This window comes from Chloroflexus aurantiacus J-10-fl (assembly GCF_000018865.1).
Lineage (GTDB): Bacteria > Chloroflexota > Chloroflexia > Chloroflexales > Chloroflexaceae > Chloroflexus > Chloroflexus aurantiacus.
Genome location: NC_010175.1, coordinates 4,452,364 through 4,478,738, shown reverse-complemented (window position 1 = coordinate 4,478,738; position 26,375 = coordinate 4,452,364). Strand labels below are relative to the sequence as shown.

Genomic DNA, 26,375 nt, shown 5'->3' with positions numbered 1-26,375 from the left:
GCTATGTGCGCATATACCCCTGATTACCACAGCGCGAACACCCGGCTCGGTCCACCGGAGCCGGCAGCGATTTTCGGTGCCCCAACCACCAGCGTTGCGCCGCTTGGTGGGATCGACTCCAGATTCGCCAGATTCTCCAAACCCCAGCGGTTCGTCGGTAACAACGTATAATGCACGGCAAAGGTCGTCGAGGGGCCGTGATCGAGACTCAAGGTATCAACCCCGATACCGCTGATACTCCGCTCGGTGAGTAGAAAATCAATCGCATCCTTCCCGAAACCGGGGAAGTGCATCACCCCACTCGAGTCGGTATTGCGGAAGAGTTCAACCGAATGGGCACGTGCCCCCCAACCGCTTGCCATCAACACGGCGGCATTATTGGGTATCCGGCCGTAACGCCGCTCCCACGCCCGAATATCGTCTGGGGTAACGACCGTATCGGGATCGCGGGCTGCCCGCTCGCTAATGTTAATCACCACTGCCGGCACCACCAGCGAACTGACCGGAATCTGATCAACAAACAAACCATTGGGAGCAAAATGCACCGGCGCATCCATGTGTGTACCGGAATGCTCCCAGTAATTCAGAATGCTGCCATAGTAGCCATCGCGCTCGTGAAAAACCACCGGAGTAATCTGAAATGGTGCCGCACCGGGGAAAAGCGGAAATTGCGTGCCCAACAAATGAGTTAAATCAGCCACATTTCGGAAACTGGCCCGCGTAGCCGTCGCCGCTTCCGCCGTTAACGGTGCGGCAACGGCAGCAACCGCTGCTCCCAAACCAAATTTGAGCAAATTGCGCCGACTGATTTCAGGGGATTGAATCGACTCGATAAAGCGTGGTGGACACATACAACCTCTCCTTTTGCTCACCAGACGAACCAACTATCATCAGAGCCAGGAAAGCATTATCCTGATACGCTATGCCTCAAGCCGCTGCACCTGACCGGATAACGGTTGCGGTTGCAAAACTGCCAGCAACACCGGACAGAGACGTTCCAGATCGGCTTGCAGTGCTGTCATCTCGGCATCAGTGACTTCGCCTCGATACTTGAGGGTATAATGCAGGCCGGTTGGGGCTACCGGAGCATCGGCACTGACGGACAGCGCACCACGATAGTCTATCTGACCACTGACTTCTACCTGAAGATCGTCAATCGCCAGTTCACGGTCGGCGGCAATTGCCAGCGCCGAATGAGCGATACAACTGGCCATTGCCGCTAACAGCAACTCTGGCGCATTTGGCCCCAGATCGTACCCACCGAGGGCCGGCCCTGAGTCACTGATCACCGTATGATCGCGCACCCGCACCGGACGCAGGCCGGTACCGGCAGCGACAGTCACTGCGGCACGCAACGTCACCGGTGAAGGGGGCTGATCACGTAGACGCGAACGGAATGCGGATAGTGCCTCGCGCTTACGTGCCAAAAACTCTCGCAAACTCCAAATTGGAGCCATAGCTGCCTCCGAACGCTTCCAGGCGGGTCATTCACTTTTACCTTAAACCAGGCGGGAACTGGAATTATTATCGTCTTGATCTGGGGTGCTGTCAATCAGATGCATGTTTCAAAAGTGGAACATGATCGTCGTCACAGTATTGACTACAATGACGTTCGATATGTTTAATGTAGAAGCTACAAATTCATGAAGCGTTTACGTTTTACACTCAGCGATGCGAGTATCACGTGACTGGGGTACAGGAAGCACGACCCTGTACCTATTATGCCCGTTACCAGGCGCGCGGCGCAGCGGCCAGCGCACGATCATCTGGCCTGTCAATGACTGATGATCTGACTTCTACTCTGTAGTGGTTTGAACACGTCGACACAACGTATCCAGGAATTACACCATGATGATGACTCCACACGCTTTACTTTCCGGCTACAATATCATTGCACAGTGAAGGTGCGTTATCAATTCAGCTCCAATGTTCGGCGCACCGGAGGTTACAAACTATGCCGCCAGTTGCCATCGACATCTCCATATACATCGGCCTGCTCTGGTTTGTTTGTCTGATTACCGTAGGCGTCTCCATCTATCTCTGGCCACGCCGCGACAGACCGGGGGGGAGAGAGTTTCTCGCCATGCTGGCGGCAATTGTCGTGTGGGCCGGTGCTGATGCGTTGGAATTGATGGCATCTACGCTGGAGAGCAAAATCTTCTGGCGCACTGTTCAGCAATTAGGAACAACCCTTCTACCACCTATCTGGTTGCTCTTCGGTTTTGCTTACCTCGATTTTCAGCCGTGGAGTCGCTCGCGCGCACGCTGGCTGATCTTCGTTGTACCGCTGATAACTATTACCATTGTTCTGACGAACCAGTGGCACTTCCTCTTTTTTCACGAATTTCTGCTGAGTGACACAACGCCGGCTAATCTCGAAGTGATCCCTGGCCGGTGGTACTGGTTTCACATCGGCTATTCATACCTCTGTCTCACTACCGGTCTGGCGCTGATCGCCGGTGCATTCTGGCAGGCTTCGCCCCTTTTCCGTCGCCAGATGCTTTGGCTGGGGATGGGTTTTATCTTTCCATTTCTCTCAAACTGGACATATCTCAGTCAGGTTACACATCTCGGTGTTGATATAACACCGATTTCTTTCCTCTTCTCAGCTCCGTTCATTCTGCTAGGTTTGTATCGGCATAAATTCCTGAATCTGGCCCCAGTTGCCAGAAACCGGCTCATCGAGGCAATGTCAGATGCGATGATCGTTCTCGATGAGGGGGGGCGTATCGTCGATGCCAACCCGGCAGCCGAACGCCTTTTCAGAGTCAAACAGTACACAAATAAGCCACTGGTAGAGGTACTGAACTGGCCGGCATTGTTGAAAGCCACGCAGACAACTGAGGCGCTGCGGATCGAACTCAATTGCCCATACCATCCTGATCGGTTTTTTGATATTACGATTAGTCCAATTGATGACAGGACTGGTAAACCTGGCGGTCGCCTGCTGGTCTTTCGCGAAATTACCGAGCGCAAGAAGGTTGAACAACAACTGCAAGAGGCGTTACGCCGCTTTACCGACATGATCGAACAGACGCCGCTGGTGGCTATTCAGCGTTTCGATCAGCACGGAATCATTCTGGAATGGAACCGGGTGTGCGAGCAATTTTACGGGTACACGGCTGCCGAAGCATGTGGCCGCCGCTTGCAAGATCTGATCTTGACAGGAGATGAGGTCGCCGAATTCGAACATCTCATTCAACAGATCTGGCGAAGCGGCCAGGCACCACCACCGCGCACATGGCAGATTCAGGCCAGGAATGGTGATATACGCTGGGTCTACTCAGCCATGTTCCCCTTGTTCTTTCAGGGTAACGTCAGCGATATTGTGTGCATGGATGTCGATATTACCAATATTCGCCAGGCCGAAGAGAGTCTGCGCCGACAACGCGACCAACTGGCAGCCCTGCACCGTCTCACACTCGATTGGTTTAATCGGCGAGAGATGGATGATCTGTTGCAGGCCATTACCGATAGCGCTTACAAGTTGCTCAATGTCAGTTACACAGAATTACTCCTGGTGGAGGATGATCAAACACTGGTCATTCGTGCCTGTACACCACCTTTACCGGAACACGTATCGCGGCAAAAAACGGTATCTACAGCACCGCTGTCCTGGCGCGCATTTCACACACGACAACCGGCTATCATTCTGAATTATACGGATTGGCCCGAACACGCTATTGACTATGAGCCATTCCATTTTGGGCCGGCGATGACCATTCCGATCATCGTCAAAGATGCCTGCCTGGGTGTGCTTGGCCTGGCGCGAAATCAACAGGGTACCCCCTTCACGCCTGACGAAATTCAGCATGCCATGCTGCTCACCCAACTGGCTGCGCTTGTGCTCGACAATGCCAATCTCTATGCTGCGGCGCAACGCGAGATTGCCGAACGAAAACAGGCCGAACGTGAACAGGCCCGGCTTCAGACTCAACTGTTGCAGGCGCAAAAAATGGAAGCTATCGGTCAGCTAGCCGGTGGGATTGCGCACGACTTCAATAATATCCTCACGGTGATTACCGGTAATGTCGAGCTGGCGATGCTGGAGATTGCACCAGATCATCCGATCTATCCTGAACTCGAATCGGTCCGGCAGAGTACGGCCCGTGCCAGCGAGCTGGTGCGTCAGTTGTTGACGTTTGCTCGCCGCCAGCCCGGACAGCCAAAGCCGATCAATGTCAACCACCAGATTAACGATATTATGAATATGCTGAAGCGAATCATTGGTGAACACATTCATTTACGATTAGAACTGTGTGAACCGATTGATTCTATCAATATCGATCCACATCAATTTGAACAGGTATTAATGAATCTGGTGGTTAATGCACGAGATGCTATGCCCAATGGTGGCGAATTAACCATTCGTACCTCGATGCAGTATGTCGAGGCCGGTAACATTCCGGCATTTAGTCAGGCAAAAGCCGGCAAATATGTGTTACTTTCAGTGTGTGATACCGGTATCGGGATTGATGAAACAATCCGTGGTCATATTTTTGAACCCTACTTTACGACCAAGCCAATGGGCAAGGGCAGCGGGTTAGGATTGGCGATTTGCAGCGGCATCGTGACCCAACACGGCGGCTTTTTTACCGTCGATAGCCAGCCCGGTGCCGGCAGTTGTTTCACCGTTGCCCTACCGGCAATGCCTGCCGGAACGATGACGCCTGCACCAGATACGCTGTCCACGCCGACTCCACTCGTCGAGCGGTTTGGGAACGAGACAATCCTGTTGGTTGAGGATGAACCCGGTGTACGCCAGATGGCTGCCCGCTTGCTTCGCGAACAGGGCTACACGGTGCTGGAAGCAACGCACGCGCAAGAAGCAATGGCGCTTGCCCAACAGCACGGTGATGAATTACACCTTTTGATAACAGATGTGGTATTACCACATACTGATGGAATCACGCTGGCCTATGAGTTGCAGGCTTCATTCCCCCAGTTACGGGTTATTTTGATGTCAGGATATCTGCAACGAGTGATGGCCAATGGCAGTGAACCACCATATCCGGTCTTGAATAAACCCTTTACCCGGCATCAGCTTTTTGCGCTGATCCGACAGACAATCAGTCAAGCACGCTGAGAGGCGCCTATGGAACAGATTGGTGGTCTCGTTGTCGCGATACTGGTCACGCTGATTCTGGGAGGCATTGGTATCATTGCATGGCGTTACTGGCGTGAGCAGGTGAATATTTCACCCGAAGATGAAGAGCTGTTACGCGAGATTGCCGAACTCAATGATCGGCAGGCCAATCGGATCAGCGATCAACGATTGCGCTCCAGGGTTGATCCCGATGAGGCCTGGCAGATCATGGTGCAACGCGGACGTAAGTCGTCCCGCCGTCGTTCGCAATAAACGCGACTTCATTCGTTACCCGCCAGAAATGAACCAGGGGCGACGCCTGCGTCACCCCTGGAGTCCGCTCCAGCGGGGCAGATGTACAACCTGCCCCGCCGTTATTCAGGTTATGACTGCTGACCCACGTACCCTTGCAGTAGCTCAACCAACAGCCGGACACCAACCCCGGTTGCCCCCCGTGACTGATAGGTTCGGTTCGGCTTTTCTACCCAGGCAGTACCGGCAATATCGAGGTGCGCCCACGGATAATCACCGACAAACGCGGCCAGAAAACCGGCTGCGGTAATCGCACCACCATAGCGGCCACCGGTATTCTTGAGATCGGCGATCTCGCTCTTCATCGCATCGCGATACTCGTCCCAAAGCGGCAACTGCCAGACGCGCTCGGCGGTTGCTTCACCGGCAGCAATCAGCCGATTGGCCAGCTCTTGATTGTTCCCCATCATCCCAATCGCGTGGGGGCCAAGGGCGATCATAATCGCACCGGTGAGCGTCGCCAGATCGACAATCGCAGCGGGTTGGTAGCGCTGCGCGTAGAAGAGACCATCGGCCAGCACGATCCGCCCTTCAGCATCCGTATTCAGCACTTCAACCGTCTTACCGCTGAGGGTACGGATAATGTCGCCGGGGCGATACGCCGTCGCGCTCGGCATATTCTCGGCAGCACAAACAATACCGACGACATAGAGCGGCAGTTGCAATTCGGCGACGGCCTGCATCGCGCCGAACACCGCAGCCGCACCGCTCATATCCATCTTCATGTCGTCCATCTTCTCTGCCGGTTTGATACTGATCCCACCGGTGTCGAAGGTAATGCCTTTACCGACCAGGCAGATCGGTGGCCCTTGATCGGGTGAGCCATACTCCATCACAATAAAGCGCGGTTCATTGGCCGAACCCTGACCGACGGCGAGGATGCCACCGAAGCCCTGTTCGATCAACTGCGCCTTATCGAGCACCATTGTCTTCAAGCCGTACCGCTCGCCCAAGGCAAGAGCGGTTTGACCAAGGAACGCTGGAGTGACATCATTACCGGGGCCATTGGCCAGATCGCGGGCAAACGCTGTGGCCTGAGCGATGATCTGACCACGGCGTACTCCGGCTGCCGCTGCATCAGCGTCAGTAGCGGCCTGCAAAACGGCTTTCTGCGTCGGTTGCTCTTTGGCGTCACTCTTGTAGCGGGTGTAACGATACGCACCCAGAACACTTCCCTCGGCAAATGCCTGCCCGAACACCGCCGGTGTCAGTGGTAGATTGCCGTTGTAGCCGATATGGAATGTTGCCACCTTCGCATCCTGGGCATAGCGAACAGCCAGCGCCGCCGCCTGACGGACTGTGTCAGCCGTAATGGCCGAACGCTTCCCCATCCCGATCAACAACAACCGACGGGCCGGCAATGCTCCTCGCGGATAGATAAGTGTCTGACTCTGCCAGCGTCCGGTGGTATCTTCAGGCTCACATAGCGCTGCAACCGCTGATGGTAGAGTCTCATCCTCAGCGTAGAGCAACACCGCCAGATCCGCTGTAACCCCCAACAGATCACCGGTCTGTACTTCGCACTGCATAGGAACCTCAAATAGGTGACAAGTCATCTTTTCCGGTTCTTCATTGTACGTCGAGCGCGGCAGACCGTCAAATCCGTGCAACCGATCAGGCTGCCAGACAGCAACACACCCTGTGGTACAATAGCCGCACATTGGACGGAGACCAGGGGAAGCTATGACACCGATTATTCAACTTGGTCTTGGTGGTGTTGGTCGGGCACTTGTCCGTCAGATGCTGGCTGTGGCACCGACCATTCGCCGACGCTATGGCATCGACTTGCGCTACACAGCCCTGGTGGACAGCCGTGGCGCACTGGCCGGCGATCCGGCACTCACCGATGATCAGATTCAGACTGTGCTTACCGCCAAAGCGGCGGGTCATCATATTGATAGTCTTGCCCACGCTATTACTGATCGACACTGGCTGGAACTCTTACCGGCAACGATGGCTATCGTGGTTGACGTCACGGCGGCGGGGAGTCACGCGGCACCGCTTGCTGCTGCTATCTCTGCCGGACACCGGGTGGTGCTGGCCAACAAACGACCGTTGTGTGAGAGTTATGAACTCTTTGCCGCGCTGACTGAACGTGGCGCGACCCGCTACGAAGCAACCGTCGGCGCAGGCTTACCGGTGATTGGTGTGCTGCAAAGCCTGATCGATAGCGGCGACGAGGTACGCGCCATTGAAGCGGCCTTGAGTGGAACCCTCGGCTTTCTCATGAGTGAGCTTGAACGTGGGGTTGGCTTCGCCGATGCAGTACGCACGGCCCACCAGCTCGGTTACACCGAACCCGATCCTCGCGACGATCTGAGCGGTGCGGATGTCGCCCGTAAAGCGCTCATTCTGGCCCGTACCTGTGGCATGCATCTGCCGCCTGATGCTGTAATCGCCGAGCCACTCTTCCCGGCGACCCTGAAAGAGATCAGCGTCACCGAATTTCTCCAACGGCTTGAGGAAGCAGAACACGAGGTGATGAACCGTTTGCAGGTGGCCAGTGCTAACGGGAAGGTGTTGCGCTACATCACCCGCATCAGTCCTGACAATGGGGTCGAGGTTGGCCTGCGCGAATTGCCCACCGATCATCCGCTCGCCAGTCTGCGCGGCCCAGATAATATGATCAGTTTCACGACGAATCGCTACGCTGATCGCCCGCTTGTCGTCCGTGGCCCCGGCGCCGGCGTAGAAGTGACCGCAGCCGGTGTGTTGAGCGATATTATTGCCACCGCACGAGAGTTATGACCCTGCAAGCACAAGCTGACACAGCTCCCATAGCCCGTGATGTGCCATTGATCGACTTGCATCGCCATCTCGATGGCAATGTGCGGCTCACCACTATCCTCGACGTTGCCCGCACGTATGGTATTCGCCTGCCTGCCGACACCGTCGAAGGATTACGCCCATACGCGCAGATTCAGGGTGTGGCAGCTTCAGTAATGGATTTCATCGCGCGTTTCGATCTTCTGAAGCTGATCTGCGTTGATGAAGATGTAGTGGCGCGCATTGCCGAAGAGAATGTCGAAGATGCAGCCAATGAAGGAATCGACTACATCGAGTTACGCTGCTCACCGGCATTCATGGGCGAACGCTACGGTCTCGATCCGACCCGCGTGCTGGCGGCGGTTTGCCGGGGTGTGCGTGCCGGCATGGCCCGCTACCCGGTTCAGGCACAGATCATCGGGATTATGTCACGTCACATGGGTGAAGAGAGCTGCTGGCGCGAATTGGAAGCAGCCATCGCGCTGATGAGTGAAGGTGTAGTCGGGATCGATCTCGCCGGCGATGAAGCCAATTTTCCCGGTACCCGGTTTGTGAAGCACTTTGCCCGTGCTCGCGCCGCCGGTCTGCGCATCACGGTGCATGCCGGTGAAGCCGCCGGCGCGTGGAGTGTCCGGCAAGCGATTGAGGAACTGGGTGCTGAACGTATCGGCCACGGCGTGCGGGCTGTCGAAGACCCGGCTGTTTTGCAACTGATCGCCGAACGTGGGGTTGCCCTGGAGGTATGCCCGACCAGTAACGTGCAAACCCAGACGGTCAGCGGCTACGAGAGCCACCCGCTACCACAACTATTGCGCCGTGGCCTGCTGGTCACGCTCAACACCGATGACCCCGGCATTAGCGCCATCGATCTGCCACACGAATATCGCATTGCCCGCGACCGGCTTGGTCTCACTACCGAAGAACTACGGACATTGCAGGCTCATGCCCTGTCCGCTGCCTTTATCGATGAAGCCACCCGCGCTGCTTTGCTGCACAAAGCACGTTCACGCACCACTTGAGTTTTATAACGCGGCGTGTTACACTATTGACGCAAAGCAGCAATGTAATCACTCCCCACCAGATGAAGGAGTCTGGCAATGACGCACGAACACTCCCCGACCGGGTTACCCCACTATGACCTGTACATTGATGGTGCGTGGCAACCGGCAGAGAATGGCCAAACCTTCACCGTCTATGATCCGGCTACCAGCCAGCCCATTGCCACCTGTGCCAGTGCTACCCACAGCGATGTTGACCGGGCAGTCCGCGCCGCCCGCGCCGCGTTCGATCACGGCCCCTGGCCGCATACATCCCCGGCCCAACGTGCGGAAATTCTCCACGCAATTGCCGATGCCCTCGAAGCACGCAACTTTGAGCTGGCCGAGATTGAGTCGCGCGATGCCGGGGTACCGATCCGCAAGACAACCTACAACGATATTACCCTTGGCCTGGAAATTCTGCGCGGTTGTGCCGAAATGGCGCGCAAGCATCCTTACGAGCCACTCCCGTGGAACGATCTGCCGAGCGTGTCGTGGAATTTTGTCTGGCGTGAACCAATCGGGGTGTGTGCCCAGATTATTCCCTGGAATTACGCCTTTTGTATGGCAGCCTGGAAGCTTGGCCCGGCGCTGGCAACCGGCAATACGGTCGTCTTTAAGCCATCCTCACTCGCACCACTGAGCACGCTGGCGATTTTCCAGACCATTCACGATCTCAATTTACTGCCGAAAGGGGTGATCAATCTGGTGTTGGGGCCTGGTGGCGATGTTGGGGAGTATCTGGTTACTCACCCGGCGGTCGACAAAGTCGCCTTCACCGGCAGCACCGAAGTCGGACGCAAGATCATGGCGCTGGCGGCACCGCACATCAAACGGGTCACCCTGGAACTGGGCGGGAAGAATGCGATGCTGATCCTGCCCGATGCCGACCTCGATCTGGTCGTCGATGGAGTGTTGTGGGGAGCGTTCTACCACTCCGGGCAATTGTGCGAGGCCGGTTCGCGTTTGCTGGTACCGCACGCCCTCCACGATACGCTGGTCGAGCGGCTGGTCGAACGGGTGCGCGGGATGCGGATCGGTGACCCCATGGATCTGGAGACCGACATCGGCCCGCTGATCAGCGAACGGCAGCGCGAGAAGGTGGAGTACTACATTGCAGTTGGTCGTGAAGAGGGAGCAACTGTCGTTATCGGTGGTGGCAGACCGATAGGCGAAGCCTTTGCCAATGGCCATTATGTCGAGCCGACCATTTTTACCGGTGTGCGCCCTGAGATGCGGATCGCCCGTGAGGAGATCTTTGGCCCGGTGCTGTCCGTCATTGCCTACGACGAGATCGGTGAGGCGATTCGGATCGCGAATGATAGCATCTACGGCCTCGCCGCTTCAGTCTGGTCACGCGATCTCCAGCATGCGTTGTCGGTAGTGCGACGCATCCGTGCCGGTACCGTCTGGATCAACGAACACCACGTCCTGAACCCACGGGCACCGTTTGGTGGCTATCGCCAGAGTGGTTTTGGCCGCGAAATGGGGCGCTACGGCCTGGACGAGTATACCGAAGTCAAGCACATTCACGTCGATCTGATGCAGCGACGGCAGGGCCGGTTGTGGTGGGATACCTTGCTGCCAGAGTAGGACGTATCTCAGCAGACGGGGTTATGTCGCTCTCTTCTGAAGTGCGGAAGCCTGACTTCCGCACTTCCCATACGCCATACCGGAGGCGTGGACAACCTGCGACCGACCGGGCGACCGTCGGTCTTTTCAACACAGATGAGACGACTGTCGGTGCCGGTGCCTTATGCCGACAAAACCTGCGATCACGATTGCCTTACAGCCACAGTACCTGACCCTCGCCGAGGAACTACGAACCATCATCTCATTTGATCGGGAGGGCCGACCAATCGTTGCCTTTCTCCACGGAACCAACTATGTTCGTGGACTGAGCGGTGATGTACTGCTGAAGCGGGTGGTATCTCGCGGACACAAAGAACGACGCAAACTGTCTGCTGCCGAACGGCGAGCCGTTCTCGGCGATCTGCTCAATCACGCCCACCGCATGATCGACCGCCTCGAACCACAAGCCGCAGCAGAGGCACGGGCCTGGTTTGATCGCATTCGGCACTGGGATGTAGATCGTTTGGAAGCCGAACGTGAACGCTTTCTGACCGTCTATAAACCGATCAGCATTCTGCCGCCTGATCAATACCGGGCGCTTGTGCTCCAGGCGACAGAGGGATGTAGCTGGAACCGGTGCCATTTCTGTACCTTCTATCGTGACCGGGCGTTTCGCATTCACACACCCGCCTCATTTCGTGAGCACATCCAACAGGTGAAAACATTCGTTGGCGCCGGCCTGGGTCTGCGCAAGGCCATCTTTCTCGGCGATGCCAATGCGCTGATCATCCCTCAGCCACGTCTGCGCGATCTCTTGCAGGTGGTGCATGAAGAGTTCACCATCGGGCCAGATGCCGATTTCAAAGGCATCTACGCCTTCCTCGACATCTTTGGCGCCGAGCGCAAAACACTGGCGGACTATCGCGAACTGGCGGCAGCCGGAGTACGCCGCGTCTATCTGGGATTGGAGAGTGGTGATGAGACGGTCTTTCGTTTGCTGAACAAACCCGGCTCACCGGCAGAGGCTATCGAGGCCGTGCGCACGATCAAAGCTGCCGGTATCGCCGTTGGTATCATTCTGCTGGTTGGTGCCGGCGGTGAGCGGCTGGCCGCCGATCATGTGCAACATTCGCTTGCCACCATTGCCGCGATGCACCCTGGCCCGGAAGATATTATCTACCTGTCACCGCTGATGATCCCACCCGACACCCCCTATCTTGCCCAGATGCAGGCGATTGACAGCCCTCCGCTCAGTGAGGCGGCGCTGGCGGCCCAGCTTGAACAGCTTAAGCAAGGTGTGCGGGCAATCGTGCCGGCGGGCACGAAGGTTGTGTTATACCACATCGAGGAGTTCGTATACTGAGGCAACAGCCGGGTGACAGGCCGGTCAACGATTGCCTCGACACCGAACCTGAACGGTAATGCATAGCGCCACCCGAAAGAGAGGAGCGTAGAGGAATGAGATCACATCTGGATACATCCGATACACTACATGCGATTTAGACATTCTCTTCTCTCATTCACCGCATCCCTTGTATAGTTAAGGTTAATGGCACAGGCACCATCCGTAGGCTATGCATTACCCATAACGCGAATACTGCATTGCCCGCGTGCCGGAGCGGGTCGGGGGAGTGATGACGGGCGTGCTCCCCAGCCGGGAGCTGGGAGCGCGCGCCTCCGGCGCGCATGGTGCCGGTACCAGTGCTGGAGGGAGGAGCCAGGCGCAAGCTCCCGCCCCTGGCGGCATTCACGGACGGCCAGGATAGATGATCGAACGCAACGTCTACCCTATCAGAAAGCCCTGGATCACACGTCTGCCCTCCCATCACCCGCCCCCGCTATGCATTACCCACAACTGGTGTCAACCACATGCGTATCAGCGGGGATGATCGCCATAGGTGCTGTTGTGGGCGACTGGCCCGATGGCAGAGCGCTGCTCCAGCCGTGCCGGCACGTGCTGGATGGATTGCTGTACCCGCTCGGCATGCGCGTGTCTCGCAGTTTGGAGTGCGGCAGCCATGCTGCCGCGCCAGCCGTGCTCACGATCCGGCGCGTGGCATACCGTTCCCCATCCTGGTCACGGGGGTGCTGAATGTGCTCATACCGATCATCGAGTCGGTCCGGCATGCATGCGATACCCCTGCGTGTAGACGGTTATGTTGTAAGAGATTCGTGCCTGCGCACCAGCGGTCACGGCCAGCACCTGACAGCGGTGGAGAGGAATGCCTCCACGCAGGCTGGAAGCCTGCGCCACGGGGAGCACTTGCAGCCCAGCCTAACGCAGCGCGACATATGGGTAATGCATAGGTCCGTAGGGGCGGGTTCTAAACCCGCCCCTACGGAACCCGCCCCTGCGGAATCTACCCTTACGTACCACCAGCACGCTGTGGGGCAGGCTGCCGGCCTGCGTTCGGCTATGTAACACCTGGGCCACCGCTTTTCAACGACGCACAAGACAACGCCTTACAAAACTATCATCCCCAACCCCCCTACACCCTTCCCTCCTCTGCTATAATGGAAGCGATGTATGTCTCCAACAACAATGTATGAAGTGTCAGTTACTCCTGCACAACAGTACCGGCTCATGGTGTAAGACTGCAATCTCACCATTCAGCGTACAGGAACGATCAGCCAATGTCTGAATATAGTGCTTACCAGATTGATCAGCAGCGCATTGCACGCTATCTTGGCAACGAGCAGGCTAACGCGCTCTGGCTTGATCGTCTACGACCGCACGAACTCTATCAACTATGCGCCCTTCTTGCCAGTGCTCAGTATACGCTCTCGACATACCTGCCACGCCGTCTGGTGAACCATCGCCTGCGTACAACCGACAATCAACCATGGGTGGAATGGGTTGACGGCTCGTTACTATTTGCCGACATTAGCGGCTCGACGGCGCTGGCCGAACGCTTGAGCAGTATTGGTCGGGAAGGCATCGAGATTGTTACCGATACGCTGAACACGTACTTCGGTGCGCTCATTCGCCGCATCCAGGAAGCCGGCGGTGATCTGATCACCTTTGGCGGCGATGCCCTGCTGGTCTTGTTTACCGATCCCGATCACGCTTACACTGCCACGGTGGTTGCCCGTGACCTGCTACAACGTCAGGCCAATTTTGTACGTGACGTGCCGGGGATCGGTTCGTTCCCGTTGACTATGCACATCGGCGTTGAAAGCGGGCGCATCGCTATGGTCAGTGCCGGACGCTCCGAGTCGTTGCGCTACAGCGCCATGGGTTCCTGCGTCGAGCGGGTAGCACGGGCAGAGGAGCTGGGGGGACGTGGTGAGATTGTGCTGGGGCCATACGCCTGGTCTGCCCTGGCCGGGCGTGCCCAGGGTGAATTACTAACCGACGGTTATGTAAAGTTACAAACGATAGAAGGCCAGACTCTAGCGACGAGTCCGGCCGCTCCGTTCAAGACACCACCACCCGGTCGCGACACCGCATTTCACCTGATCTGGACTCTGGAACGGCTCAGTCCCTACCTGCCGGCAACGCTGGTCGACCGGATCATGAGCGACCCGCAGCGGCCACGCCTGGAAGCTGACCTGCGTCCCGTATCAGTCCTGTTTGCCCAAATCGAAGGACTGGCACCGCTAGTCGAGGATTTGCCACCCGAACGCGCCGCCCAGATCATTGATGCCGTATGGCGGGTCTGTTTTACCGCAATTGAGCATTACGGCGGGTACGTCAACAAAATCGACCTCGCGGCAGAGGGTAGCAAAATCCTGGCGATCTTTGGTGCCCCTATCGCGCAAGAGGATCACGCCGAGCGGGCGGCACGCGCAGCGCTCGATCTTCAACGTGCGTTTCATTCGCTCATCACGTCCCAACCGGCAGGGATCAGCCTTGCCCAACTGCGGCTCCGCATCGGGCTAAACAGTGGCAATGTCTTTGCCGGCAACGTCGGTGATGCCGAACGCAAAGAGTACACCGTTATGGGAGACGCCGTCAATGTGGCGGCGCGGGTCATGAGCCACAGCGATTGGGGCGAGATTCGGGCAACCACGACCTTTGCGGTTTCCGTTGGTACGACCATTGCCTTCGCCGACTCGCGTACCGTTACTGCTCGCGGGAAACGTGAGCCACTCGAACTGCTGCGAGTGGTAGGGTTGCGGGAAGCATCGTCACCGGTTGCCCAACACGCGATTGTGGGGCGCCGGTACGAGCTAGGCTGGCTGCAAGAACGGCTGGCCATTGCGTTGAGTGGGTATGGGCGTGTTGTCCGCATGAATGGCGAAGCCGGGATTGGCAAGACCCGTCTGGCTGCCGAGTTATTGATTACCTCTGTTCCCCGTCAGACCCGGATCGTGAGTGTTCGTTGCCTCGCCTACCAGCAAAGCACCCCCTATGCCCCCTGGAGCGATGCCTTGCAGGCGCTGTGTGGTATGTCGAGTCATGACGATCACGCGACCCGGGCTGCCAGATTACGCCAGATGCTGGATGCAGCGGCGATCAGTGACGACTGGGCGCCAATTATCGCCGATCTGGTGAAGCTCGATCTCGACGATAACCCTGTTACTCGCGTACTTGATCCGCAGCAACGCCAGAAACGCCGCTTCGAGATTATCCGTGCTCTTATCCATACCGCCGCCCTCGGTCACGGCCTGGTCATGATTTTCGATAATCTGCAATGGGCCGATCACATTTCACTCGATCTCTGGCGCTACATTGCCGGATCGATTGCCAGTAAGCCAATCTTTCTGCTTGGCCTGCACCGAAACGTGCTGGACTGGAACGGTGATCCACTCGGCGATGGTGCTGAATTGCTGACGCTAACCGAATTGCCGGCAAGCGACAGTGCCGATCTGATTGCTGCCATCCCTGCCGGATCACGGCTTTCGCCGGAGGTAAAAGCGCAGATTATTGAACGCGCAGCGGGCAATCCCCTCTTCATTGAGGAACTGGTGCGAGTCGTCCAGGCGGGTAACACCTCGCTCGCTGAACTACCGGACAGCCTGAGTGGTCTCCTCTTGACACGACTCGACCAGCTTGACGAGCGTTCGCGGGCTATGTTACGAGTGGCAGCGGTAGTCGGTCAGCGTTTTCCCGTCCCTGTGTTGCAGGCGGTATACGGTGAAGATACGACTCGCCTCATTCAGACCATTGCTCAGCTCGACCATCAAGAGTTGACGTTACTCGAACGCGAAGCTCCTGAACGGGTTCATATCTTCCGTCACGCCTTACTGCATGAAGTTGTCTACCAAAGTACCCTCTTTGCCCGCCGACGCGAACTGCATCGACGGATCGGCGAATATCTCGAACAACGCTATGCCGGCGAGCTTGTCCGTCTCCGCCGGGAATACACGGCTGCGCGCCAGCACCAGATCGTGCAGATTGGGCGTAATGGCCCGCTGACCAACCGTGCCGTGCGATCACTGGCCACCCCCATCTTTCTGCTGGCCCATCACTATCGCCTGAGTGATGCCTCAGAGCGCGCTATCCAGTATTTGCTGCTGTCCGGTCATCTGGCCCGTGATGAGTATGCCAATCAGCAGGCAATCACCTATTACCGTTGGGCGATTGACATCATCGGCGAGCGGGGCAACGATCCGCGGCTGTGGGAAGCGATGGAAGGGTTGGGCGAAACCCTGGCTGCCATCGGCCAGTACGATGAGGCGCAGGCAACCTATCAGCGGATGCTTGCCCTGGGTGGAAGCGACCTGCCACCGGTCGTACAGGCAGAGGTGCTACGCTCGTGGGGAGCCGCGCTCGAAAAGCAAGGGCGTTATCAGGATGCACTGACTCAACTTCGCCAGGCCGAAGCAATCGCCACCACGGATATGTATCATACGCCCCCGTTGTTGCTGGCCGCAATTGCTGCCGACCTTGCCCAAACCCTTACCCGTCTTGGCGCCTTCGATGAAGCACTGGCAATGTGCGAGTCGGGATTGGCCCGCATTCGCAATGATCAGCGTAGCATTGAAGATGAGCGGATCGCGGCTGAACTTCAGCAGCAATTGGGGATGATTTACGGCATGCGCGGCCACTATGATCGTGCACGCTATCACTTCCTGAATGCCTTGAGTGCCCAGGAAGCGATTGATGATCTCTACGCTCAGGCCCGCACGCACAACAATCTCGGTTATCTGGCCCAATTGCAGAGTGATTATGCTGTTGCGGTTGAACACTACACTCAGGCCGAAACATTAGCCCGTAAAGTCAGTGCAAAATATGCGCTATCGAGCGTTCTACTCAATGCAGCGTATGCTCATTACCGATTAGCGCATTACGACGAGGCCGAAGTGGCCTGTCGTGATGCCCTGGCCTTGTGCGAAGAGATGGGAGATCGCCTTGGTGTAGCTCAGGCCGACGATATGCTAGGGATCATCGCCTATGCCCGTGGCGCATACCAGCAAGCGTTGCAAGCCTATCAGCAGGCATTGCCGATTTACACCGAACAGGCCAACAGATACCAGTATGGCAATACGCTAGCGCTGATGGCGTTAGCAACCACCGCGGATGGTGATCCCTCGACTGCACTCGCCTACGCCGAAGAAGCCCGCCAGATCGGCGAGCAGCTTCAGGTGCCGCAATTGACGGTCGAAGCTTTGTGGGCGGCAGCCGAGGCACTCCTTGCCCAAAGTACGCAATTGACCGACATGGCACAACGTTCTGCATTACTTGAAGCCGCAGCGACAAACGCCAGGCAGGCAGCCGATCTGGCCGAACATATAGGGAGCCAGTTTGATCGGGCAATGGCGCTACGACTGGCCGGTGAGATCGCCGCCGAGCGCGGTGAGCCGTTTGCCGAGTACTTTACGCAGGCTATCACCATCTTCAACAAGATCAATTGTCGGTTTGAACACGCATGCACCGCAGCCCGTTTTGGACGAGCGTTGTATCGGTGTAACCTTCCCGAAGCTACAACGTATTTAGAATATGCCAGGCAGGAACTGGCTGCTATCGGTGCACAAGGTGAGTTGTCTCGATTGACGACAGCTATGAAGGAGGGGTAACATGTCACAGTCAGCCGTCGAACAGATTATTGGTCGTGCCGTTATTGATGCGGAGTTTCGTGAAAAGCTGATCGCTGATGCTCGCGCCGCCTGCGCCGGCTACGATCTGACCGATGAAGAGCTGGAGGCCCTTGAGCGTTTAGATGCCGAGAGTCTGCAATCCTTCGCCGGCAAGCTCGATCCACGCCTGACGAAGAGTGCCGGACGCGGCTTCTTCTAAACCAGAGTCTCACAGTAAGCCGGCACTCATCTTGAAGAATAGTAGTCTATCGTGATGCGTCTACCGGTAGTTGGGAAACGAATATGAGTGAACGGAGCGCCAAACGTCCTGAACTTCATTTCGTGCCGCGTGCGCTCCGTGATATTTTCTTGCCGCGCCGACTACCCCGTGAAGTACGCAGCACAATCGAGCAGTGGCTGGATGCAGAACCGCTGCATCGGGTGTTGCCGGGGGCACTCGATTTGCCGTTTGCCATCGATCTTGAGCCGGCTTCTATCCTGGCCGACACCCGCCATCTGGCGCTGCTGGGACCACCGGCCAGTGGACGGAGTCTGGCCCTGGCTCAAATTGCTCACCGCTGGCTTGCCGGTCAGACCACGGTGCCGCTGATACGTCTACTCCTCAGCGAGATTGATACACCGAGTCTGACCCCGCGGGCTATTGTTGTCCGCACGCTGGCCCGACGGAATCTGGCCCCAAATCCGTTAGAACACAACCTGCCCTGTCTCCTCCTTGTCGATGATTGGGAAGACCTGCCGCTGGCTCGTCGTTCTATCTGGCAACGGTTTCTAACGAGTCTTTCTGAACGCTGGCCGCAGGCGCGAGCCGTCATTACGCTCCCACCGGGAGAGTTGTGGCCTGGCTTCCGCCACCATGCTCTCACACCATTGCCATCGGAACTGCTCAGTTCATGGCTTCAGGCACTCTTTCCACATACCGACACCCAAACCCTGCTACCACTGTTTGAGCGCGATCCGCTGATTTTGCTACGCGAACGTCCGGCAGAGCTTATCATGCTGGCGTTAACGCAGCCACTGAGCGGCTGGCCGGTCTCTCGTGCAGCACTCTACGAGCGGATAGCCGCTTTCGCGGCACCAATTCTGGCGACAAGTAATGATCAGGCCGGCTGGCGGATTGGATACAGTGCCTATCGTGCGTATCAGCAGGCACTGACACTGGCAGCCCAACCGCAACTCGACGCCACGAGTATTCGCAATGCCGGTACGCAATGGCGTGCCCTATGCCTGCCCTTAACCTTTGGGATCATTCCCGATCCCCAACCGCTGATCACTGCCCTCGCCGAAGCCAATATCCCAACCGGCGAACGACTGTTTCTGATCGCCCGTGCGCTACGGGAACGACCTCGGCTTGATCCGGCCCTGAGTCGCCCAATTCTGGAAGAGCTTTGTCAGTACGGAGGAGAAGCACTCAATACCCTCGTACCGGCACTACCCATCATTTTGATCGACATCGGTCGCACCCAGCCGGCTCAGGTAAACACCTTGCTGGAACGAATTGTCGGTCAACTGGCACCGACTGCCGCTATCACATTGCTAACCGACCTGCTCGATGCCGGCGACGCCCCACCCGCGCTTCGCTGGCAAGCGATAGATTTGCTCTGTCAACGACGGACGCTACCACCACCGTTACCGCCACACACCGACCTGATAGGTCAGGCCGGACGCTGTTTACTGGCTGTGGTGCATAACGATACCCTCTCCTGGCTGGCACATCCGTCGCTACAGCTTGGCCTGCGTCTGCTGCTCAGTGGCGCCGCAGGTGAAGAGCGTCAGCAGACTATCGCTCATCATCTGCTCCACCACCTCGATCTACCACCATCAGTTCGCGCCCTGGCACCGGCTGCGCTGCCCCTTGCCGATCTGGTGCAAGCCGCTGCCGACCCTATGGCCGAAGTCCGACAGGCGGCCCGTTCCGTCTGGCTAAGGTCGGGGCACGTGGATCAACTGGCTCGTTTCGTAACACAACCCCATCAGCCATGGGTGGCTCGTGATGAAGCATTGACCGATCTGGCAGCCCATCCTGCCGGCGCTACCTTTCTTGCCGGTTTTGCGTTGAGTCAGCGATTGACGCTTGATCTCAGACTTCGGGCAATCCGGTTACTCCACCGCCTGAGCAATGGTCTCTCCCTGCTCAAGCGGTTGTTGCAAACCGAAACAGAGCCGGTGATCGTGCGTGCAGCAGCGGCCTATCAACTTACCCACTACCCACAGGCAGTATCGGTTCTGACACCGTTTCTCAGTCCTCATCACCCACCGCTCCTGCGGCGCGCCGCAGGATACGCCCTCGGTCAGATCGCTGCGCAGAACCATCCCGCAGCAGTGGCAGCACGTACCGCTCTGATCCAACACCTGCATCAACCCGACATCGATACCGGCTTTACCATCACCATCATCACTGCGCCTGGCCTGTGCGGGAGCCGTCAGGCGTTATCGGCACTCGGTCACCTGATAACCCCAACCTTTGGTGTTCAATTGCTGGATGCCTGGCTCAGTGCTCTACCGGCGTTGATCGGCCCTGTCGAACAGTGGTTCCAGGAAGCCGACGATATACGCCGTGCTGTACTGGCCGATCTCTTTATCACATCAGGTACAACTATCGATAACGGTAACAACCTGCTAGATCGACCTTCAGCACTGATTGCCTTGCAGGTATTGCAGATCAGGAGCGCGGCAGTACGAGCGATTAATCTGATTGGCAGGCAACAACCCGCCCTTGAACCGGCCGTGCGCGCTTTGTTCGACGTTACCCTGCTGGATAGTAGCGCACCGCGCCCGTTCGCCGATCTGCTCGGTATCTATGCAACCAACGATCTTGTGCACATTGCCCGCAATGCGGCTGATGATCCGCTACTCCGGAGCGCTGCCCTGAATACGATTGCCGAACGTCCAGACGGTACGCAAGCTCTCATCCAACTGGCCAGCCAGGCCGATACAAACCTGGCGTGTGCGGCACTCGATCAGGTACGGCCACCATTTTCGGCAGAGACCATCGAAATCCTATTGACTATGGCCGGCGCAGAACATTCTGAGCCGATTCGTTTTATGGCCCTGCACGTGTTGGGGCGTGGTGCTGATCCTTCAACAACCCCGCAATTGATGAATATTGTCAACAACGATCAGGAGTCACCCGCACTCCGGGCCGCAGCGCTTGACGCGGTTGCCAGCGCACCCATTGATCGGGTGATCGAACTGATGACCACCCAGCCTGATCCACTGCGGAGTGCCGCATTGCGCGCCCTGAGTCGCAGTGATCGCCCCGCGCCGATCAATCTTCTGCATCGCATGGCATTTGATGCTGACCGGGCTTGTGGATTGGCCGCCGTGAATGCACTCGCCACCCAGATCGATACTGCTGCACCGATCCTCATGCGGATTATTCGCAGCCATCCCGATCTGACGATTCGACTGGCCGCGGCAGCAGCGTTGCGCGATATGGCCGGCCCTGAAGCAGTTACCGTGTTTGTTGAAGGACTGCTCTCGCCCTACCCGGCATTGCAAACACAGGCATTTGCCCTGCTGGCCGCAGCCGATCCGCAACATCCGCTCTTACGACAACTTATTATCGATCCAAAGATGCCTGACATTCTGAGACTGCTGGCATTGCAGCATCTTTGTACCGTAGCTCCGACCGATGCCATGATCCGCGAGATCGCCTGCGATACCAGCACCTCTGAACGATTGCGCTGCTTTGCCATCAGGGCGCTCGCGCAACAAACCGATAAAGAGACTATAGCGTGTCTGGCTCAGTTGGCAAACGAGCCTGGTGAGCAATCATTGGCCATCCGCTACGCGGCGATTACGGCGCTTACCCAACAATGCCAGGATTTCAACACCTGTGCACGTAGCGCACTCACAACACTAGCCACTTCCCCCATCCCCGAAGTTGCGCTGTGGGCCGGTACTGCGCTGCTCGATTGTCTGACGTTGCCGATCAGTGTTGATGCGAAGGATAGGTTGCAAGGTTGAAGGTTTGCAGGAGTTTATGTATGTCCCACACCGATTTTGTTACCACCAGCCGTGGCCTGAATCGCAACAGTCCGCCAATGCGACTCTTCGAGAAGGCCAAGCGGTTTGGCATCTGGAATCCCTCGCTCATCGATCTGAGCCGTGATATTCGTGATTGGGAACAGCTCCGCGACGAGGAACGCGATCTGTTGTTGCGCCTCACTGCGCTGTTTCAGGCCGGTGAAGAGGCGGTGACGCTCGATCTGCTTCCGCTGATCCGCACGATTGCCAGGGAAGGTCGGTTAGAGGAGGAGCTGTATCTCACCACCTTCCTCTTTGAAGAAGCCAAACATACCGACTTCTTCGCTCGCTTTATCAGTGAAGTCGCCCGTGTCGATCCCGATCTGAGCCGGTACCACACGGCCAGTTATCGGGCGTTGATTTACGAAGCTCTACCGGCTGCCCTGCATCGCCTCGATCACGATCCATCGCCGCTCAATCTCGCCGAAGCATCGCTTACCTACAATATGATTGTCGAGGGTGTGCTGGCCGAGACCGGCTATCACGCCTATTTCACCATCCTCGATAGCCAGGACATCATGCCGGGCACGCGCGAGGGGATTCGCCTGCTCAAACAGGATGAGTCGCGCCATATTGCCTACGGCGTCTACCTGCTCTCGCGCCTCATTGCCACCGATCCACAGGTCTGGGATCACATTGTCGAGCGGATGAATGAGCTGGTACTGTATGCGATGGGGGTCATCGACGAAATCTTTGCCTGCTATGATCCGATGCCGTTTAATTTGCAGATCGAGACGTTCAGTACATTTGCTCTGAACCAGTTTCAGCGTCGTCTCAACCGGCTCGAATTAGCCAGCCGGCAGAGCATGAACGAGATCGATAACCTGGCAACCGACGATGAGGAAAGCGTATGAATGCCTTTGCCGGTCGGGTCGTGCTGCTCACCGGTGCGGGTGGCGGATTGGGGCGAGAGTTTGCCCGCCAGTTACTGGCCGCAGGAGCCGACCTTATCCTCAGCAGCCATAATCCGCAGCGGCTGAAAGCCGCTGCCGAATTTGCCGCCCAGTCGCCCAACCGGTTCGGTCGGATCAGATCGCTGCTGCCGGCTGATCTGAGCGACCCGGCGAGCTGTGACCACCTGGCCGAACAGGTGTTACGGATTGCCCCTGACCTCGATCTGGTCATTCACAATGCGGGGGTCGGGTTGTATGGCCCCCTCGAAGCACTACCGGTCGAGGCGGCTGAACGCCTGCTGCGCATTAACCTGCACGCCCCGATTCGACTGACCGCCAGGCTGCTCCCTGCCTTGCGCAACCGGCCCCGCAGTCAGATCGTTTTTATCTCTTCTATCCTTGGCTGGGCGGCCTTGCCCAACATCAGTGTCTACAGCGCAACCAAATTTGCGCTGCGGGGCTTTGCCGATGGTCTCGCCGCCGACGGCTATTGTGTCAGTACCGTCTACCCATTTTTCACCCAAACCGACATTCTCGAATCACCGCAATACGGCACCACGACCCAACGCCGGGTGCCGGGCTGGATGATCGACCGGCCACGACCGGTGGTGAGAGCCAGTCTTGCCGGCATCGCCGCTCGCCGTCACCACATCTATCCCAGTTGGAAGGCTCGCCTCTACGCCGTTACCGCTGTCGTTGCCCCCAGTGTCTTACCGCCATTCAGCCGTCTGGTTGCAGGATAACGGAGCAACCAGACGAAGGCAATCTACCTCAAGCGCAGAACTGGCGAATAGAGCGCTCTGCCGTCTCTCTCGCCAGACTCGCGATGTTTCACAACGTGGTACACTAGGAAGCAGTTAGTAGCGATTGCCTGTAGCAATCGCCATCACACCGAGAGCAAGCGTATGACTGAACTTCGTGATGAATTGATTCGTCTCACCTGCGACCTGATCCGTTTTGAGACGATTGCCGACCGTCCCGATCAGTTACAGGCGGCGATAGATTATGTCGCCGATTATCTTGCCGACGTTCCGGGCATCCAGATCGAAAAGAGCTGTGTAGCCGACAAGCCGGCGCTGGTCGTTACGCTGCAACCCACGCGCTCGCCGCGTCTGATGCTCAACGGACATCTGGATGTCGTGGTTGGACAGCCGGCACAGTTCGTACCAGAGGTGCGTGATGGCCGCATCTATGGCCGTGGCAGTCAGGATATGAAGGGCAGCATTGCCGTGATGATGCGCCTGATCCGCGATCTGGCTCAACGGCCCAATCCGCCGGATGTCGGTTTTCAATTCGTCACCGACGAAGAGATTGGTGGACGCCACGGCACCGGTCGGTTGCGCGATGAAGGATGGCACTGCGACTTTATGCTCTGCCTGGAACCAACCGACCTGGGGATTATGTTCGAGCACAAAGGCGGGATGTGGGCACAGTTGCGCATTCCCGGTCGAGCTGCTCATGGATCACGGCCCTGGGAAGGCGATAACCCTGTCTACCGACTGATGCAGGGCATTCAAGCGATAAGCGAGCGCTACCCACCACCAACTGGCCCTCACGATTGGCGAACGTCGGTAACACCAACCGAGATTCGCATGGGGGCAGGTTCGCGGAATCAGGTGCCGGCAGAGGCGCTGGTTACGTTTGATATTCGCTGGACGGCTGACACCACACCGGAGACGATTCAAGCCGATCTGGCGGCAGCGTTTCCCGACGCCGAATTCATCAGTGTCATGGCCAGTGCCGGCCTGCGCACCGATCCCGAACACCAGGAAGTCGGGCGCATTGCCGACATCGTCGAACGGCATATCGGCCACACCCCCCGTTTCTACCGCGAACATTTTGCGACCGATGCCCGTTACTATTCGCACATTGGCATCCCTGCCATCTGCCTCGGCCCGGTTGGGGCCGGCCTGCATTCGGCAGAGGAGTGGGTAGAGATTGCCAGTCTGACGAGCCTGTACCAGATTATTCTCGATTATATCGACACCATGTAGGATGACGACCTTCATATGCTCTACGTATTACAAACCATTCCCGGCCTGGCTGCGCTGACCTGGCGCGAAGTCGAACAGACCATTCGCCCGGAGACAGACCGTCCCGCACCACGTCAGATCGGCGTGCGTGCGGTGCCGGCGCGCAACGACCTGATCTTAACCGACTATCGTGGCTCACCCCGCTCGTTGCTAGCGCTGCGTACCATCGAGGATGTCTTCGTGGTCGCTGCACGCGGCTTCAAAATTGCTCCCGACGAACGGGGACTACGCCAGATTCACGCCGCCACCCGCAACGAAGAAGCGATTAAGCCGGCGCTAGAGCTATGGCGACGTTTCAACGGCGGCAAACGAAACGGCAGTTTTCGGGTTGTGACCCGTATGGTCGGAAAACACAGCTTCCACCGCCGCGATGTGGGTAGGGCTGTCGCCGACGCTATCCGCGATGGCTGGCCCGGACGCTGGCAGCCGGTTGATGAAGACGCCGATCTGGAAGTCTGGGCGACGCTGTTCGAGCAGGAGTTGATCGTCGCGATTCGCCTTTCAGACGCTTCAATGCGTCTGCGCGACAAGGCTGCACACCTGCCGGCCTCGCTGCGCCCGGCGCTGGCAGCCGCAATGGTGATGCTCACCTATCCGCAGGCTGATGATATTTTTCTCGATCCGATGGCCGGTGCCGGCACACTGCTCCTCGAACGAGCGGCAGCCGGGCCATTTACTGCGCTCTACGGTGGTGACATCAGCCCGGCGGCGGTCTCGGCAATGAACACCAACCTGCGCCAGATACGCGGCCAGATCCAAATTCGGCGCTGGAACGCCGCCAGACTGCCATTGCCCGATGCCAGCGTCAACAAAGTAGCCGTCAATTTGCCGTTTGGCAACCAGATCAACGAAGGCGACGACCTGGCCGAACTGTACCGCGATGTCTTGCAACAGATTGCCCGCGTGCTCAAACCCGGTGGCCGTCTCGTTACTCTCGTTGCGGATCAGCACCTGCTTGATCGGGCACGTGCCCACGCTGCCCCGACCCTACGCGCCACCGCCCGGCACCGCGTCTTTGTCCTCGGCCAACGGGCAACCATTTGCGAGCATATCCGGGTTGCCGGCCCGGCGACACATCCACCGCTACCGGCAGAAGAAGATGATTGGGAGTAGGCGCGCAGTTTACGTGGGCGAATGACCTGACCACTGCAGGGAACCTGCATTCGCACGACTGGTGCGGCAGCGTGGCTGCCGCACGCCAAACGACGCGACAGGCCCATAATGGGCGGAAAAGGCAATCAATCCAGCACGTGATGGCACCGCGGTGGCCCGTGAGCTGGCCTACCGCCTGTACAGCATCTGCGAGCGCAAGAAGTGGGCTGATGAGGCGCTGTCGTACAATGCGCTGGTGCAGAGCTGGGGCGAGGTGGTGCGGCTGGCGGGGGAGCGCACGGAAAGGATGGAACTGTAGCGGAAGTGAGCGGGGATGATAACGGGGGTTGAGGTGCGTTGGTCACCACAGAGGATGTGGCGCAGCGTATGGAGTGCGGCAGCCGTGCTACCGCGCCAGCCGTGCTCACAATCCGGCGCGTGGCCCGCTGTTGAACCGATTTGGTCACGAGGATGCCGGCTGTGCTCGTTACAATCGTAGAATCTGCCGGCAATGGTAGATGTTTTTGAAACCGGTTCTACCTCACGAGCAGCATGAACGACGCCAGGGGGCAAT

The 26,375-nt window shown here is 57.7% G+C and carries 18 protein-coding genes; 14 read left to right on the top strand and 4 right to left on the bottom strand.

Translation table 11 applies throughout. From position 1 onward, the window contains the following. Positions 1 to 23: 23 nt before the first annotated feature. Both CAUR_RS17530 and CAUR_RS17525 read right to left on the bottom strand, forming a co-directional pair. Entirely contained in the window at positions 24 to 851 is an 828-nt protein-coding gene (locus CAUR_RS17530; protein ID WP_012259182.1) for a cyclase family protein, read from the bottom strand. 69 nt (positions 852 to 920) lie between these two features. Further along, on the bottom strand, positions 921 to 1,457 hold the full coding sequence (locus tag CAUR_RS17525; protein ID WP_012259181.1) for an OsmC family protein: 537 nt from the start codon (positions 1,455 to 1,457) through the stop codon (positions 921 to 923). Between the two features lie 497 nt (positions 1,458 to 1,954). Between CAUR_RS17525 and CAUR_RS17520 the strand changes: the two genes are divergently transcribed. Together CAUR_RS17520 and CAUR_RS17515 are read left to right on the top strand one after the other, a co-directional pair. Next, positions 1,955 to 5,086 carry a histidine kinase N-terminal 7TM domain-containing protein gene (locus CAUR_RS17520; RefSeq protein WP_012259180.1) on the top strand — a complete coding sequence of 1,044 codons (3,132 nt, stop codon included), beginning with the start codon at positions 1,955 to 1,957 and terminating at the stop codon, positions 5,084 to 5,086. Positions 5,087 to 5,095: 9 nt separating this feature from the next. Further along, positions 5,096 to 5,359: a hypothetical protein gene (locus CAUR_RS17515; RefSeq protein WP_012259179.1), complete on the top strand. Its 264-nt coding sequence runs from the start codon at positions 5,096 to 5,098 to the stop codon at positions 5,357 to 5,359. Between the two features lie 110 nt (positions 5,360 to 5,469). Here CAUR_RS17515 and CAUR_RS17510 read toward each other — a convergent pair whose 3' ends face one another. Further along, on the bottom strand, positions 5,470 to 6,927 hold the full coding sequence (locus CAUR_RS17510) for a leucyl aminopeptidase (protein WP_012259178.1): 1,458 nt from the start codon (positions 6,925 to 6,927) through the stop codon (positions 5,470 to 5,472). A gap of 154 nt (positions 6,928 to 7,081) precedes the next feature. Between CAUR_RS17510 and CAUR_RS17505 the strand changes: the two genes are divergently transcribed. From CAUR_RS17505 to CAUR_RS17490, 4 genes are all read left to right on the top strand, one after another. Beyond that, positions 7,082 to 8,146: a homoserine dehydrogenase family protein gene (locus CAUR_RS17505; RefSeq protein WP_012259177.1), complete on the top strand. Its 1,065-nt coding sequence runs from the start codon at positions 7,082 to 7,084 to the stop codon at positions 8,144 to 8,146. Then, the gene (gene add, locus CAUR_RS17500; protein ID WP_012259176.1) at positions 8,143 to 9,183 is read left to right on the top strand and encodes an adenosine deaminase; all 1,041 of its coding nucleotides are present in this window, start codon (positions 8,143 to 8,145) and stop codon (positions 9,181 to 9,183) included. Before CAUR_RS17505 ends, add begins: the two co-directional genes overlap by 4 nt. A gap of 78 nt (positions 9,184 to 9,261) precedes the next feature. Continuing rightward, complete coding sequence (locus CAUR_RS17495; RefSeq protein WP_012259175.1) at positions 9,262 to 10,794, top strand: aldehyde dehydrogenase family protein; 1,533 nt, start codon at positions 9,262 to 9,264, stop codon at positions 10,792 to 10,794. Between the two features lie 163 nt (positions 10,795 to 10,957). Then, the gene (locus tag CAUR_RS17490) at positions 10,958 to 12,136 is read left to right on the top strand and encodes a radical SAM protein (RefSeq protein WP_012259174.1); all 1,179 of its coding nucleotides are present in this window, start codon (positions 10,958 to 10,960) and stop codon (positions 12,134 to 12,136) included. 513 nt (positions 12,137 to 12,649) lie between these two features. Here the strand turns inward: CAUR_RS17490 and CAUR_RS21300 are convergent. Then, the gene (locus CAUR_RS21300) at positions 12,650 to 12,793 is read right to left on the bottom strand and encodes a hypothetical protein (protein WP_157866477.1); all 144 of its coding nucleotides are present in this window, start codon (positions 12,791 to 12,793) and stop codon (positions 12,650 to 12,652) included. Between the two features lie 614 nt (positions 12,794 to 13,407). Here CAUR_RS21300 and CAUR_RS17480 point away from each other — a divergent pair. The 8 genes from CAUR_RS17480 (at position 13,408) to CAUR_RS21040 (ending at position 26,120) form a co-directional block, all read left to right on the top strand. Continuing rightward, positions 13,408 to 17,736, top strand: a complete 4,329-nt coding sequence (locus tag CAUR_RS17480) for an adenylate/guanylate cyclase domain-containing protein (protein ID WP_012259173.1) — start codon at positions 13,408 to 13,410, stop codon at positions 17,734 to 17,736. Position 17,737: 1 nt separating this feature from the next. Next, positions 17,738 to 17,956, top strand: a complete 219-nt coding sequence (locus CAUR_RS17475; protein ID WP_012259172.1) for a Franean1_4349 family RiPP — start codon at positions 17,738 to 17,740, stop codon at positions 17,954 to 17,956. 83 nt (positions 17,957 to 18,039) lie between these two features. Further along, entirely contained in the window at positions 18,040 to 21,723 is a 3,684-nt protein-coding gene (locus CAUR_RS17470; protein ID WP_012259171.1) for a HEAT repeat domain-containing protein, read from the top strand. A gap of 20 nt (positions 21,724 to 21,743) precedes the next feature. Then, positions 21,744 to 22,637 (top strand): R2-like ligand-binding oxidase, encoded by an 894-nt coding sequence (locus tag CAUR_RS17465; RefSeq protein WP_012259170.1) that lies wholly within the window; start codon positions 21,744 to 21,746, stop codon positions 22,635 to 22,637. Beyond that, positions 22,634 to 23,419 (top strand): SDR family NAD(P)-dependent oxidoreductase, encoded by a 786-nt coding sequence (locus tag CAUR_RS17460; RefSeq protein WP_012259169.1) that lies wholly within the window; start codon positions 22,634 to 22,636, stop codon positions 23,417 to 23,419. The genes CAUR_RS17465 and CAUR_RS17460 overlap by 4 nt, the downstream gene beginning before the upstream one ends. Before the next feature lie 162 nt (positions 23,420 to 23,581). Beyond that, entirely contained in the window at positions 23,582 to 24,670 is a 1,089-nt protein-coding gene (locus tag CAUR_RS17455) for a M20 family metallopeptidase (protein ID WP_012259168.1), read from the top strand. 15 nt (positions 24,671 to 24,685) lie between these two features. Then, complete coding sequence (locus CAUR_RS17450) at positions 24,686 to 25,822, top strand: THUMP domain-containing class I SAM-dependent methyltransferase (RefSeq protein WP_012259167.1); 1,137 nt, start codon at positions 24,686 to 24,688, stop codon at positions 25,820 to 25,822. Positions 25,823 to 25,973: 151 nt separating this feature from the next. After that, a complete protein-coding gene (locus tag CAUR_RS21040) occupies positions 25,974 to 26,120 on the top strand; it encodes a hypothetical protein (protein ID WP_207301193.1) in 147 nt (48 codons plus the stop codon). Positions 26,121 to 26,375: the final 255 nt, after the last annotated feature.